Here is a 14,914-nt window from a genome sequence, read left to right as displayed (position 1 = left end):
TGCATTAAGGTCTAAAAATATCACATCTGACTCTCATAGTCCACTTTTCGCCGATGATTTTTATTAATCTAATGTTTTATAGGACAAACGTTCATCACTCATTGGATAAGCGGAAGGCCCCGAGGCCTTCCCTAAGCCATTCAACATAGGCTTCGGTGTCAGAATTGAAGCCCCGTGGAGTGTTTAGCACTACCTCATTATGATCTAAAATGACGTAGTAAGGTTGACTATTTACCTTATATCTGTTTATCATAAAATCAGTCCACTTGTTGCCCACTGTACGAATCTTCTTTCCCGTTGTCTCCGAAACAAACTGCTGATCCTCAGGAAGCACGGTCCTGTCATCCACATACAACGAGATGATAATAAAGTCGTTTGCAAGCATATCTCTTACCCTGCTATCAGACCATACAGTGGTTTCCATCTTCTTACAGTTGACACATGCATGACCGGTAAAATCCAGAAAGATAGGCTTTCCGGCCTCCTTTGCTGCAGCCAATCCTTCGTCATAGTCTGTGTACTTGACAAGGCCGTATGGTCCGGCTTTAATGCTCTTGCCCTTTAACTCAGCTACAGGAGCAACAACCTGCCCCCCCCTTACTTCATTAAGATTGAAATCCTGAGTTGTAATTGAGGGTAGGAAGGAGCCCACTGCCTTCAGTGGTGCACCCCAAAGGCCGGGAATCAGGTAGGCAACAAAGGCAAAGGTCAGTATAGCAAGTCCAAAGCGTGGAACACCAAGGTACTTAAGTTCGCTATCATGCGAAAACTTTATAGCACCAATCAGGTACAATCCCAGTAGGAAGAATATTGCGATCCACAATGCAAGGAAGACTTCCCTGTCAAGTAGTCCCCAATGGCTTACTGAATCGGCAACTGAAAGAAACTTAAGTGAAAGGGCCAGGATTACAAAGCCCAGCACAACCTTGACGGAGTTCATCCAGCTACCTGACTTGGGCAACTTGTTCATAGCTGCAGGGAACATTGCAAAGAGGGCAAAGGGTATGGCTAATGCCAGACCAAATCCAAACATACCTACGGCAGGAGCATAGATACTACCTGCTACTGCTGCTTCAACAAGAAGGTAGCCAACTATCGGACCGGTACAGGAAAATGATACCAGAACAAAGGTCAGTCCCATCAGCATAACACCAATAAGGCCACCCTTCTGGTCGGCCTTTGAGTCCAGTTTTGTTGACCACTTTGACGGCATTGTAAGTTCGAATGCCCCCAGAAAAGATGCCGCAAAAACAATCAGCAGTACAAAGAAGATTACGTTGAATACCGGACTTGTTGCCATACGGTTGAGCGCATCGGCACCAAAGATAAGTGCGATAGCCAGGCCCAGCACAAGATAAGCAAGCATTATAGTAATACCATATACGAATCCGTCACGGAAAGCTCTGGCTTTGTTGTCGGCATTCCTTAAAAAGAAACTTACTGTAAGTGGAATCATGGGGAATACGCAAGGTGTGAGCAGAGCTGTCAATCCACCCAGAAAGGCCAGCCAGAATATACCCCAGAAACCACGGTCAGCAGTCTGCCCGGAGCTGGAATCCGATTCAGGTGTAATCGCAAGGCTGCTCTGATCTGATGCAGCACCTGTACTTTCAAATATCAGTTCAAATTCCACCTCATCAGGAGGAAGGCAGCGACTATCATCACAGGCCATAAATACTACATAGCCCTTAATTTTATGTTTGCCGGGCTTAGATATCTCGATCTTTTGTGTCAGCTTGGCAAAACCGGTAAAATACGCCAGCTCCATATCGAAGTTTTCGTCATGGAAGAACTTTGGCTCAGGTGATTGTAACAACTCACCAACGGGCTTGTAAGCCTCATTCTCCTCAAACACCAGTGCCGTGGGAACTGGTCCTCCCTCAGGGATATTGGCTGCATACAGGTGCCACTCCCCCTCTATCGAAGCTGTAGCAACCACTTCAGCTTCAGTATCACTAAGACGGTTGATCGCAAAACTCCACTTAACCGGCTTTAGCACCTGGGCACTTATCGAAGTAGCAATAATAAGTAAAATAACGGACAACCAAACTTTTACTGAATTCATATCTTATGTACGTTTATTGTGTAAAACTTACAACGGGCTTAAGATTGTATGGTTCATCAAATGTAGTGTTTTCTATATATCAAAACAAAAAACCCCGGATACTCGGGCATCCGGGGGCTATGGCAATCTAATGCTATATTATTGCAACTCTGCAATTCTATCCTTAAGCACTGCGATCTTGGCTTCGGCATCAGCCTTTTTCTGTTGTTCCAAAGCTACCACATTCGCAGGAGCACTTGCAACAAAACGTTCATTACCGAGCTTCTTCATAACACTGGCAAGGAAACCTTCAGCGTACTGCAGTTCGGCCTTCAGCTTTGCAAGTTCTTCCTGTGGATCAATAGTAGATGCAAGAGGAACGAAAAACTCGGATGACTTGACCATAAAGCCTGCAGCAGATCCGGGCTTTTCGGTGACAGCAGTCACCGATGACAGGTTTGTTAGTTTGCTTACAACAGCATTGAAGCGTTCCACATAACCATCCTCACCGGCCATTACCTTTAGTTCGATGGCTTCCTTCATTGCGATATTGTGGTTCTTCCTTACTGTTCTGATATTTTGGACAGCCTCCTTAACCAACTCGAAATCCTGGAGCAGAGCTTCATCGTATCCATGGATTTCAGGCATCATGCTTACCATAATGCTTTCACCATCCTTGCGTGGGCTTAGCTGCTGCCATATCTCCTCTGTGATAAAGGGCATAAAGGGATGGATTAGCCTCATCATCTGGTCGAAGAATGAGATCGTAGCCTCATAGGTCTTCGCATCAGCAGGTTGTCCGAAAGCAGGTTTAACAAGCTCAAGATACCAGCTTGAGAATTCATCCCAGAAGAGGTTGTAAACTGCCATCAAGGCATCTGACACTCTATACTTGGAGAACATATCGTCAATTGCTGCAAGTTCTTTCTGCAGTCTGTTGTCAAACCACTCAATAGCCAGGCGTGCACTTTCGGGCTGCTCTGCAGTTTCGCTTACCTGCCATCCCTTGACCAGCCTGAAGGCATTCCATATCTTGTTTGCAAAGTTCCTTCCCTGTTCTGGCAAGCTCTCGTCAAAACGAAGGTCACCACCGGCAGGTGAACACAGCAACATACCTACCCTAACACCATCAGCACCGTAAATTGCTATCAGGTCAAGCGGGTCGGGACTGTTGCCCAATGATTTAGACATCTTGCGTCCGATCTTGTCACGAACCGTTCCGGTATAGTAAACATTACTGAAAGGCTTCTTGCCTTTGAAATAATACCCGGCCATAATCATACGTGCCACCCAGAAAAATATGATATCAGGGGCAGTAACCAGGTCAGATGTAGGATAATAATAATCTATATCCTTTTTATCAGGGCCAAAGCCGTCAAATACTGAAATAGGCCATAACCATGAAGATGCCCATGTATCAAGCACGTCTTCATCCTGACGCAGATCAGCCATTGTCAGTGCCTGATTGCCTGTCTTTTCCTTAGCCAAAGCAAGAGCTTCCTCTTCGGTGGCAGCGACAACAAAGGAACCGTCGGCCAGGTAGTAAACCGGAATACGGTGTCCCCACCAAAGCTGACGCGAGATACACCAGTCCTTGACATTCTCCATCCAGTGACGGTAGAGGTTCTTGAACTTGGCCGGGTGAAAACGTACCTCATCATTCAGTACTGCATCAAGAGCAGGCTTTGCAAGTTCGCCCATACGGAGGAACCACTGGGTGCTCAGACGGGGCTCGATAACCACATCCGTACGTTCTGAAAAACCTACCTTGTTCTTGTAGTTCTCAACCTTTACAAGGTTGCCTGCTTCTTTGAGGGCTCCTTCTATCTCATCACGAACCTCAAAGCGATCACGGCCTACATAGATCTGGGCAGCCTCACTTAAGGTACCGTCATCATTAAGGATGTTGATACTCTCAAGGTTGTGACGCAGGCCTATCTCATAGTCATTGACGTCGTGCGACGGTGTGATTTTAAGGCAGCCGGTACCAAACTCCATATCAACGTATTCATCTGCAATAACAGGGATTGAACGGTTGATAAGAGGAACAAGCACACGCTTGCCAACAAGATGCTTGAAACGCTCATCAGCCGGATTAACGCATACTGCAGTATCACCAAGTATAGTCTCAGGACGGGTTGTTGCAATCGTCACATATTCGTCAGCAGTTCCGTCGACCTTGTATCTTATATAGTAAAGCTTTGAATCAAGCTCCTTGTAGTTAACCTCTTCATCACTTACAGCAGTAAGGGCCTTGGGGTCCCAGTTGACCATCCTCACACCCCTGTAAATATATCCCTTGCGGTACAGGTCAACAAAGGCTTCAATAACAGCCTTGCTCCTTGTCTCATCCATTGTGAAGCAGGTACGATCCCAATCACATGAAGCACCAAGCTTCTTAAGCTGCTCAAGGATGATACCTCCATGCTTGTCTGTCCACTCCCAGGCATGTTTCAGGAACTCGTCACGTGTAAGGGAAGTCTTTGCAATGCCCTGCTCACGCAGTTTGTTAACCACCTTAGCCTCCGTAGCAATTGAAGCATGGTCGGTACCCGGTACCCAACAGGCATTCTTTCCAAGCATCCTGGCACGTCTGATCAGGATGTCCTGTATAGTGTTGTTGAGCATGTGCCCCATATGCAACACACCTGTCACATTTGGCGGGGGGATGACTATAGTATAAGGTTCACGGTCATCCGGCTTCGATTTGAAGAAGCCCTTTTCCATCCAATAGGAATACCATTTCTCTTCGCATTGCGAAGGATCATACTTACTTGCTATCTCCATGGTTCTGCGTTGTTCAGAAATATGCCTCTCGGGCAGTTAAGCAGCAAAAATAGAAAATATTTGCCATCACCACAAGGTGATGGCAGCCTTAAGACCCCAATGTGAATAACTACCCTCAGAGAAACCGGCAAACACACCAATGCTTCCAACCATGAAAATACGACTGATACTGTAGCCCGTCTCAAAGTAATGCGGGTTCTCAGGTGTATGCAGGTAGTTGACGTGCAGGTTTTCATTCCATACCCTATTACTGAAAAATGGCAGATTTTTTATCAACATCCAGGGAGATGAATACGTGGCTCCTGCCCTCATATACCATGAATTAGTGGATGCCTCATAATCATCAAGCAAAAATAAGCCATCAGTAAAATCGTTAAATATGAGTGGAGATGATGAGGATTGGAAATGCTTGAACTGAGAAAAATGCATCTGCCTGTTGCGTAAATAATAACCCCCATCAAGTGCCCACGAGAAAGAGGGCTTGAATGAAAAATCGGCCTTTTTGTAAATACCCCCTTCTAATAAAAGGTAATCAGCTGTACTACCTAAAGCTTCCAGACCTTGCTCCACCCTTGCAGTTAAAGTGGGGTATGCTGAATGCAAGGCTTGCTTTCTGCCATTCGCTATACGATAATACTGACGAGGCGTATATTCAAGACCGGCCGACCAGACTAAAGCCTTTTGTGCATCAAAATTCTGATTAACCACTCCCCTGTTTTCTACCACATTATCATAATACTCCTTATCCCGATAAAAGAATGAATAGTTTGTTGAGTTGCCCAGGGGTGCCATATTGTGCCATGCAATGTCTGTTGTAAGACGCAAGCCGTTGGCAATATCCACTTCATTACTCACCTTCAGGAAATCATTGTGATACAGACGCCAGTAGTTCTCTTTAAACAAGAGTGAGGCTCCCATATTAATCAGGTAGTTCAGTCCCATATCCCCTTTAAAATCATAGGCTCCAGTTCCTCCGGAAACCTTGATCAAACCACGTCGCAAGGGCTGATAGTCTTGTTGTAGGGTCAGTTCTCCATACCACTTCTTGCGCGCAAATGCATAACCTACAGAAGCATCAGCTTTGAGCCTATGTAGAGTATCCTGCTGCCACTCAAATCCCACTTTTTGCCCATATCGCCATCCATCCACCGCATTAAAGCCCAGGGCAGAAAGATCAGTCAGGCCTCCGTAACGAAACTTATAGGCTCCCTCTCTGGGGAAGGTTGGTCCATCCAATATCTGGCTTAGAATTTTTGTAAACTTCTTAGCTGTAGTTGCGGAATCTGACGCCAGGGAGTCTTTGCTCACCGCCAGCAAACTGTCCTTAACAGCAAAGGAACGCTTTTCGTCCAACGTGAGGGGAATGGGTCGTATAGACTCCCAGATGCCAGAGTCACGATACAGACTATCGTTCTCTATCTTATACATATAGGTGCTTTTAATCTCAAGAACCTCCTTACGCTTAGTCTCTTGTCGCTGGCTGTCCTTTTCTATCAGGGCAGCCAAACGTATCATATCCCGGTTGCTTAGATTTTCTTTCTCCATCAACTCCTGCATCCGGCGCTGGTCTTTTGTGCTAACAGGCTTTGAAACCTCCTCAGCCGGAGCCGGTTCAACTGCAAGCTTATCAGCAATAAGAGCAGGAGGGCTCAGTTTCATATTCCTTACCACTTCCAGATACTTGACAGAACTCATATAGTTTGCCTTACCCTTCAGCCCCATGATAGAGGCAACTATCCTGAAATTATGACTAACTGGCAACCAGATCCCATCCGACACGGGTGCGTACATTTGGCGCATGTTTACAACGCCGAAAAAAGTTTCAAGACTGAAATCCACCGAATGAATGCACCACAAACCCTCCACCAGATACAGATCTCCTTCCAATAACTGTTGACTTTTACGACGTGGAATTACCCGTATCTTATTTATCACCCTATTGCCATCCATGCTATAGCCCTCATACCTGAACTTATAATGTCGCATTGCCTGAGGTGAAAGAGGTGAGATGAACAAGTCGTTATCATTCTCATAAAAGCTTGAATTGATATATCCAATGGGTGAATTATCATCCAGTCCGGAAAAGGTACTGCGGGAACTAACTATTGTATGATGAAAAGTATCAGGAGCAATGAATTGAAGACGATTCAATGACTCATATGTATAGGTCTCGCCTACCTGAGCCTCCTGACTATTGACACTCACTGATACACCCTTACCTAGTATTTTAGGGACTTTATCCAAAACAAAGGAACCCCGTAAATAAACCTCCGACTCGTAACTACTGGCCTGTTGCAGATAGTAGGGAGCCAGACTAATGGCTTTTCTCATCATGGCGTAGGCAGGGTCCTCTCCTCCTGAATAAACGCGGACCTCAGGGATATGAAACAGCCCCTCCTGTAGTTCAATATTCAACTCTTCGTAATGATCTTCAATGATTGAAACCTTCAACACACGCTTTTCAAAACCCACAGCCTGAAAAGTGAGGTTATAGACGCCTGGTGCTAAAGACACCTGATAATATCCCTCACTGTTGCTTGCTGTGCCAGTTCTTAGCTCAGAGATATAAACAGTCGCACCTGGAACAGGGTTGCCCTTGGTATCACGTACCCAACCTGATAAGCCGGCGGCACTAAGCTGAAAGCATGACAACAAGAAAAAGGATAGAATTAATAAAAGCCTGGGTAGGTGGTTAGCTTGCATAATATAAGTATTTTGGGAGTTTTAGGGACGAGCACTTAAGCGTCAAAAAAAATGCCAAAGTTCCATTATGATAAAAGTCATGTTTCTTTTTTCAATCATTCCATTACTTATCAGCAAATTATCTTTTGAAAGCCTAGATATAAACAAAGACAGTCCAACAATGCATTAAAAAATTCCTTAGTTTTGCATTTATTTCGTTCTTAAAATCCCGCATTTAACTATTAATTGTAACCCGGAAAACAAGTAATCAGACTTTCTATGCCAAGTATCTCACATCGCGGTACCGTCATGCCTGCTTCTCCAATACGCAGGCTGGTTCCCTTTGCTGAACAAGCAAAAAACAAAGGAATCAAGGTATTCCACCTTAACATTGGACAACCTGATATCAAGACTCCGCAGGTTGCCCTCGAGGCGATGCACAGCCTTGACCTTAACGTGATAGAATATGGACACTCGGCGGGTAGAGAATCATACATAAAAAAACTTTCAGCATATTATAAGACCAAGGGAATAAATATCAATACAGATCAGCTGATGATTACCACAGGAGGTTCCGAGGCCATAAGCCTTGCCTTCCTTAGCTGTCTGGACGTTGGCGATGAAGTAATTGTTCCCGAGCCCTTTTATGCAAATTATTACGGATTTGCTTCATCTACTGGTGTAAAGGTTGTACCCCTCAGTTCGGATATCGACACAAGTTTTGCTCTCCCCTCATTTTCGGAGATTGAAAAGCTTATAACCGATAGGACAAGGGCGATATTTATATGTAACCCCAACAACCCAACGGGTTATTTATATTCTCGTGAGGAGTTGGAACAGCTGAAAGATATAGTAAAGCGTCATGACCTTTACCTCTTGTCAGACGAGGTATATAGTGAGTTTTGCTACGATGGAGCCCAGCACATTTCGATAATGGAACTTGAGGGGCTGGAAGACCATACAGTAATGATCGACTCAGTATCCAAAAGATACAGCGAATGCGGTCTGAGAATTGGAATGCTGCTTTCACGCAATCCACGGATTATAGAGACAGCCCTTAAGTTTGCTCAGGCCCGTCTCTGTCCTCCTACATTGGGGCAGATTGCTGCAGAGGCTTCACTTGAAACACCGGAGGAGTATTTCAGGGAAACCAACGTAGAGTACAATAAGCGTCGCAACTTCCTGATTGAAAGACTGAATCGCATACCCGGCGTATTTTCACCAATGCCCAAGGGAGCATTTTACACGGTAGCAAGACTGCCTGTTGATGATGCAGACAAGTTCTGTCAGTGGGTCCTGAGTGATTTCAGCTACAACAACCAGACTGTGATGATGGCCCCTGCAAGTGGTTTTTACATCACCCCGGGAAAGGGCACCAAGGAGGTAAGGATTGCCTACGTACTTAATATTGATGATCTGGCAGCAGCCATAGATATTCTCGAAAGAGCACTTGAAGCATACCCCAACAGATGCCTGGATTGATACGTATGATGTGCACGGTGCTATGCATCCTGCTATTGCTGTCCGGCAATCTACTGCGGGGACAGCTTCCTGAGGCACCGCGTTTGATTCTTTTTGTGGTAGTTGATGAACTGAGTGAGGATCAGTTACTCCTGATACAACCTAAGCTCAGCAACAAGGGTATTATAAGGCTTTCCCGTGACGGAATGCGCTTTATGGGCGCTTATTCTTCCGACCTGTCGGCCTATCCCGGCACAAGGATTACAAGCCTTTACACAGGTTGCACTCCCTCATGCCATGGGGTGGTAGGTGAAAGATGGCTGGACCGTAAGACCGGTCGCTTTGTCAATGCAAACGAAGGACCTGCCAACTACCAGACTGCAGCCCTGAATAGCATGGCCAGAGGCCTTGGTGACTACCTCAAAAATTTCTATGGCCCGGGATCTCTATCTGCTGTAGTCGGGGTTGACCAGCCATGGATGCTTCATGCAACAGGATACAACTGCGATTATCTCCTTTACTGGGACAATATATTCAAGCACATAAGGGATTATGCAAATAGTGCAAATGAAAGCCTGTGGCTGGACCAGCTAAACGATAAGCGCAAGGGCCTCCAGGCCCTTTCGCCAGCAACGGCCAACCAGCTTGCGTTTGATGCAACTGTCGCCCTTTTAGAATCAACTGACTTTGGAAGGGATAATATTCCTGATCTGCTATCTGTTGGGTTTAACACAGGAAGCCTTGAGGATGAGTACGAACTGCTTACACCCTTAAAGGAGTCCACTATAATGCAGATCGATGCTCTGATGGCAGGGCTGCTTGATGTACTTGACGAAAATATTGGTAAAAACAACTATCTGGCAATCTTCACTTCTGCACGTACCCCAGCAGCAGCAACAGGGACTCATGGTAGAAAGGGACAAAATACCGGCACTGTAGATCTTGGTAAGACATTAGCTCTGCTCAACTTTTACTATATGGCCAGGTACGGTCAGGGCAAATGGGCCCTCGAGATAAATGACAATAACCTGTATCTGGACAGGCAGCTGATCGAAAGTAAAGGTATGGATGTCACTACAATGCAGGAAGAGGCGGCTGTATTCTTAATGGAAGTGACAGGTGTTGACAGAGCTTTGCCACTCAATGACTTGCTTTTCAAACTTGAGGAAGGAAGCCTTTGGGATAAGAACCTTTTTCCAAGCCGTACGGGAGATGTATTGATACGTCTGCAACCTGGATGGCATGGCAAGTTGAGCACCAATGGCAGCAGGACTTTTGGAAACAGCGGTAACAGTCCCCTACCTCTGATAGTATCAGGCTGGCATAGCGATAAAGGGGCATGGATAGAACCATTCGAGCACAGGCATCTGGTTCCCCTGCTCCTCAAACAATTGGGCATTGTTCATCCCAATATTCTTGAAGCACCTGAGGCAGTTATTTTTAAAAAGAAGTAGAGATGAGCAGGGATGCTGTAATTCAGGTTATTGACAAATACTATCCCAGGGACAGAGAAGCCAGACACATACTTCTTACCCACAGTCGTCTGGTGGCAGACAAGGCTTTATCGATTGCAAGGAATAGGCCGGAGCTACAGGTGGACATGGAACTGTTGGAACAGGGTGCAATGGTACACGACATAGGTATAATCTTTACCAAGGCTCCGGATATTGACTGTCATGGAGAGGAACCTTATATAAAACACGGTCTGATAGGAGGACAACTACTACGGGAAAACGGATTGGATCGACTGGCACCCATGGCGGAAAACCATACAGGAACAGGAATAACCCGGCAGGACATACAAGCACAGGCTCTGCCACTGCCTGCCCAGGATTTTATTCCCAGAACTATTGAAGAACAGATACTGGCCTTTGCCGATAAATTTTACTCAAAAGGGCGTGACCTAACGAGAGAGAAGAGTCTGGAGGAAATAAGAAGAGAACTTGACAGACACGGCAAACGGCAGGTTGAACAATTTGATACCTGGTGCTCCCTGTTTATATAACACCTAAAAGTCTCAAATAAAAGTTGTATGTGTCAGATAAAGTATTTATCCTTAAGGTGTTAAATAAAAAATAACACTCACCCGACACATGCAATACAATAATAGTAAAAAAATCTCATTTACTGCCAGTTCAGTAAAGGAAGAGTTCAGTTCAGAACAATTAACGTCATATTCAGGGTTAAGCGTAACCTCTGATTTTATCAACCATTGCGGCATTTATCGTCGGTTGGAACATCTTTTCCCAACAACCCGGCACAATGCAAGCCGTTGCGGGTTAAAACGCGTGACGCTTGATTGCGTCTCAAGCACATTTACCGTTTACGGCAACCAACAAGGAGCTGAAGTGGGTTACAACTCGCATAAAAAGGGCGCGAAAAGCTATCACCCCATCTTATGTTTTGTCACGGAGATGAAACTGCTTGTCAATTCGTGGCTCCGCCCGGGTTCAAGCTACACCTCAAACGGCGTTTGTGAATTTGTCAAAGAAACCTTGGCCGCTCTTCCCCAAAAGGTGGAGAAGGTCTTTTTCAGGGCAGACAGCGGCTTTTTCAATGGTGGATTGTTTGATTTGCTGGAAGAGGGCAAACATGAATATTTGGTGAAAGTAAAGCTGAAAAACCATCACGCATGATTTTTGGGTAAACGATATTATTTGGCAACTTTCGTCATTTGCCTACAGTTTATCGGTGCTCATGCGATACCGGGGCGACTTTTGGGTTTGGCGCCAAGAGCACTCTACCTTCCGAGAATGGTTTATCCGAGTGCCGGGAAAAGTGGTGAAATCCGGCAGGCAGGTCACGGTAAAAATGCCAAAGGAGTATTACCGAAAAGCGGGGTGGCGTGATTTTGAGCAGCGAATAACGACAACGATGACCGGATGACGGATTTTCACTTAATCGTCCATCGCCATCTTTCGTGTCGTAAAAGGGTTTATGACAAGGAATTGCCATGCCTTGGAAGAGTGGTAATGTTAATATTATAAAAACGCCACCATAAAAAGTAAATCAACACGTTAAACGTGCAAGAAACAGTGAAGATGAAAAGAAAATAAAACGGTATCTCTCGAAAAAAAGAGATATTCCGCTTTGAAAACTATTAACTTGAGTTGGGAATTTCAAATGAGATTTTTAAATTACATTATATTTTTTAGCCCAATCTTCTATTTGATTCACAATCAGCAGACTTTGAAACACCAAATATCCAAAGTATTTTCCAAACACACAATTCTGTCTTTATATTTATTGGGGATTTTCAGCGAATATAGGAAAATTACCTCCTCCTTTTTGTAGCCGATAGGGGGGAATTTTTTTGTGCATGTCAAAATGAAAGATTGTAAATGAAATGCCTGTTTTTGTAACAAACCGATACGTTAAAAAATATTTCTCCCGGGACTTTTTGAAAATACTCCTATTGTTTTGGCGAAAAAGTCTTGCGAAAATTACAAATCGTAAGTTGGGGGGGGTGGGAGAAAATAGGCACACAATTTTTGTGCATAAAAAGAGGAGGTGTCAATTCTGACACATCCTCTTTTTACCTTGTCTCTCGTAGGTTATTAAGTAATATTCATCGAAGTGTAACCTATGGTTTCATTAACCGTACATGATAGACCGCACCCGTGCGATTGTCTCTGCCTTTATCGGCTTGAAAACGTACACGAATATTCTTTTTCCCTTTCAACATGGATGCAGGGATAGGATATTCTACTTCGACGAATTCATTTTTATTCCATTTGCCGACTATATTTTCAGTCAACAAAAGTGTATTATCAATGAAAATATCACAGGCACGTTTTCCTTCTTCATTGCCCCAGTAACGTACACGGAGCAACAAATTGGTTTCTCCACCGGTTAATAAATAGTAACTAAAGTAACCACTATCAACAGCATCCCGAAAACTTTCATCCCGAAAATAATTGGTTCTCGATCTTTCAGCTTGCATTAAATGATCCGTTTCAGGCTGTTGCTCTCCCGGTTTCACCTGATCTACGGTTCGCAGGTCAAGTCTCATTCGTTCTTTTTCCGCCAGTTCGCGTTCCTCTTTTACAGCCGAATATCTTTCTTGTGTCATAGAGGGCCAGTAGATGATATATCGATTGTCGTGAATGCCATAAAAGGGTTCCAAAACAATCTCTTCCTCAGCAAATTGGAACAAACCGGGACAAGTAAAATGAAGCGGTTTTCCATCGATGGTCTGCATGTTTTCAAGCTTTTCGATAATTTCGTTACGCTCGCCTACAATATGCGGAGCTTGCGTAATAGGCAACAACGAACCGGAGGCAATATGTGCCCAACGACCGTCGTCGCAAATCAAACCGTGTAGATCATGATCTCCTGCTTTCGCTCCTAATAAGATAGGACCTCTGAAAATAGCCAGATAATCGGACACATTAGGCATTTCTTCTACTGTTGTCTTCATAGGGAACGACAGTTCTATCACATCTCCGTCTTTCCACTTACGATTTATTTCAACATAAGAAGAGGGGGTAGCTTTCACACGATGGAGAGAACCGTTGATTTTCACACTCAAATCGGTTGCCCAAACAGGGTAACGAATCAATAGTGCAAATTCCTTCGGCTGATCAAGTGTAAATGTCAACAAGGACTTTTCCTCATAAGGAAAAGCCGTTTCTTGTTTAAGCTTCAGACCTTTTTCTTTCCAATCCAGTTCGGATGCGACAAAGAGGTTTACGAATAAATCCTCCCCCGCATGACTATAGATAAACTCTCCGTATTTGCCATGGTTTTCCATCCCGGTTCCTACACAGCACCACATGGCCTGGTTAGGAGCGGAATACACCCGGTAATAACGTGGACGTGCGGAAGTGAAATAGACATAACCACCATGCTCAGGGTGTTGGGTGGAAAGAATATGATTGTACATGGCTCGTTCATAATAGTCGGCATATTTCGCCTGCGGATCCATGCGGAACAAACCATCGGTCAATCGTAACATATTATAGGTGTTGCACGATTCCGGCCCCTGACGCTCTTCGGTATATTCGCGACAGGCGTCGGTTGTAGGAAAATGCTCGCGGCGACTGTTACCTCCAAAAGCTAAGGAGCGGTTATTCACTACCGTTGCCCAAAAGAAAGTAGCTGCTTTTGTAAAAGTCGAATCACCCGATAATTCAGCGACACGTTGATACCCAACTGCTTTCGGCACTTATGTGTTGGCGTGTTTATTATCCAAATTATCAATTCCTTTTGCCATACTGTTGAGCAATACCCGATGCGAGAAACGTTTAGCCGCTTCAAGATATTTCTCATGACCACTTATTTTATACGCATCCGCATAGACTTCGTTCATGCCACCAAATTCGGAATCGAGCATCAGTTCCATCTGTTCGTCGCCCAAAGGAGATATGATGGTAAGCCCCCAATCGCATAAGTCAAGAAACATGTCTCGAGCTTGCTTGTTCTCTCCGTATATCCAGGCATCGCGCAATCCGGCATACATTTTATGCAGATTGTACCAAGGCGCCCATGCGTCGGCCGCCGCTTTGCCATTACCTGCTTTTATCCGGTTATAAATCTTTTCCAATGCGCCGGGTTGTCCTCCGAGATAACCGTTGCCATGTGCATCTTGGCATTGCTTAAGTTCGGCAAGCATATATTCCATACGCTCCTTACATTCCTTGTCTCCGGTGGCGGCATAATGGATAGCCATCGCACTTAGATAGTGTCCGCCAACGTGCCCATCAAGATCGATCCAGTTAGGAAAACTTTCAGCTTTCGGTTTTAATCCTGCTTCTTTGAAAAATGGAGCAAGCAAGCGGTCAACGTCGTATTGCAACAACACTTCGACGTTCAAATCGCAAGCGTGTTTAAATGGGTCATCTAATAAATGGACGTTACTTAAAGGAAACGATTCGGGTTTTCTCTCTATTTCTTTCCCTGTTTCACAAGAAACAAGCAGAAATAGGGAAATCACGAAAG

At 44.8% G+C, this 14,914-nt stretch carries 8 protein-coding genes and 1 pseudogene; 4 read left to right on the top strand and 5 right to left on the bottom strand.

Features of this window, described 5'->3' with window-relative positions:
• Nucleotides 1-94: 94 nt before the first annotated feature.
• The 3 genes from M9189_RS02245 to M9189_RS02235 form a co-directional block, all read right to left on the bottom strand.
• Nucleotides 95-2,065 (bottom strand): protein-disulfide reductase DsbD family protein, encoded by a 1,971-nt coding sequence (locus M9189_RS02245; protein WP_250724303.1) that lies wholly within the window; start codon nucleotides 2,063-2,065, stop codon nucleotides 95-97.
• Between the two features lie 138 nt (nucleotides 2,066-2,203).
• The gene (locus M9189_RS02240; RefSeq protein ID WP_250724302.1) at nucleotides 2,204-4,831 is read right to left on the bottom strand and encodes a valine--tRNA ligase; all 2,628 of its coding nucleotides are present in this window, start codon (nucleotides 4,829-4,831) and stop codon (nucleotides 2,204-2,206) included.
• 66 nt (nucleotides 4,832-4,897) lie between these two features.
• Nucleotides 4,898-7,534, bottom strand: a complete 2,637-nt coding sequence (locus M9189_RS02235; protein ID WP_250724301.1) for a DUF5686 and carboxypeptidase regulatory-like domain-containing protein — start codon at nucleotides 7,532-7,534, stop codon at nucleotides 4,898-4,900.
• 258 nt (nucleotides 7,535-7,792) lie between these two features.
• Here M9189_RS02235 and M9189_RS02230 point away from each other — a divergent pair, with 258 nt between their 5' ends.
• The 4 genes from M9189_RS02230 to M9189_RS02215 all read left to right on the top strand — a co-directional run bounded on the left by M9189_RS02230 (nucleotide 7,793) and on the right by M9189_RS02215 (nucleotide 11,610).
• Nucleotides 7,793-8,995: a pyridoxal phosphate-dependent aminotransferase gene (locus tag M9189_RS02230; RefSeq protein ID WP_250724300.1), complete on the top strand. Its 1,203-nt coding sequence runs from the start codon at nucleotides 7,793-7,795 to the stop codon at nucleotides 8,993-8,995.
• A complete protein-coding gene (locus M9189_RS02225; protein WP_250724299.1) occupies nucleotides 8,983-10,428 on the top strand; it encodes an alkaline phosphatase family protein in 1,446 nt (481 codons plus the stop codon). The genes M9189_RS02230 and M9189_RS02225 overlap by 13 nt, the downstream gene beginning before the upstream one ends.
• A gap of 2 nt (nucleotides 10,429-10,430) precedes the next feature.
• On the top strand, nucleotides 10,431-10,979 hold the full coding sequence (locus tag M9189_RS02220; RefSeq protein WP_250724297.1) for an HD domain-containing protein: 549 nt from the start codon (nucleotides 10,431-10,433) through the stop codon (nucleotides 10,977-10,979).
• Nucleotides 10,980-11,067: 88 nt separating this feature from the next.
• Nucleotides 11,068-11,610: a transposase gene (locus M9189_RS02215; RefSeq protein WP_250724296.1), complete on the top strand. Its 543-nt coding sequence runs from the start codon at nucleotides 11,068-11,070 to the stop codon at nucleotides 11,608-11,610.
• 947 nt (nucleotides 11,611-12,557) lie between these two features.
• Here M9189_RS02215 and M9189_RS12915 read toward each other — a convergent pair.
• Both M9189_RS12915 and M9189_RS02205 read right to left on the bottom strand, forming a co-directional pair.
• The gene (locus M9189_RS12915) at nucleotides 12,558-13,373 is read right to left on the bottom strand and encodes a DUF6805 domain-containing protein (protein WP_250725570.1); all 816 of its coding nucleotides are present in this window, start codon (nucleotides 13,371-13,373) and stop codon (nucleotides 12,558-12,560) included.
• 30 nt (nucleotides 13,374-13,403) lie between these two features.
• Nucleotides 13,404-14,909: pseudogene (locus M9189_RS02205) on the bottom strand (glycoside hydrolase family 127 protein); the annotation flags it as partial.
• Nucleotides 14,910-14,914 lie beyond the last annotated feature (5 nt).

Source organism: Xiashengella succiniciproducens, from assembly GCF_023674465.1.
Lineage (GTDB): Bacteria > Bacteroidota > Bacteroidia > Bacteroidales > Marinilabiliaceae > Geofilum > Geofilum succiniciproducens.
The sequence above is the reverse complement of the archived record's forward strand: the minus strand, read 5'-3'. Positions and strand labels throughout refer to the sequence as shown.

Excerpts from the sequence above, each read along its gene's own strand:
- M9189_RS02245 (WP_250724303.1), bottom strand. The coding sequence starts at position 2,065 with ATGAATTCAGTAAAAGTTTGGTTGTCCGTTATTTTACTTATTATTGCT.
- M9189_RS02240 (WP_250724302.1), bottom strand. The coding sequence starts at position 4,831 with ATGGAGATAGCAAGTAAGTATGATCCTTCGCAATGCGAAGAGAAATGG.
- M9189_RS02235 (WP_250724301.1), bottom strand. The coding sequence starts at position 7,534 with ATGCAAGCTAACCACCTACCCAGGCTTTTATTAATTCTATCCTTTTTC.
- M9189_RS02230 (WP_250724300.1), top strand. The coding sequence starts at position 7,793 with ATGCCAAGTATCTCACATCGCGGTACCGTCATGCCTGCTTCTCCAATA.
- M9189_RS02225 (WP_250724299.1), top strand. The coding sequence starts at position 8,983 with ATGCCTGGATTGATACGTATGATGTGCACGGTGCTATGCATCCTGCTA.
- M9189_RS02220 (WP_250724297.1), top strand. The coding sequence starts at position 10,431 with ATGAGCAGGGATGCTGTAATTCAGGTTATTGACAAATACTATCCCAGG.
- M9189_RS02215 (WP_250724296.1), top strand. The coding sequence starts at position 11,068 with ATGCAATACAATAATAGTAAAAAAATCTCATTTACTGCCAGTTCAGTA.
- M9189_RS12915 (WP_250725570.1), bottom strand. The coding sequence starts at position 13,373 with ATGCCTAATGTGTCCGATTATCTGGCTATTTTCAGAGGTCCTATCTTA.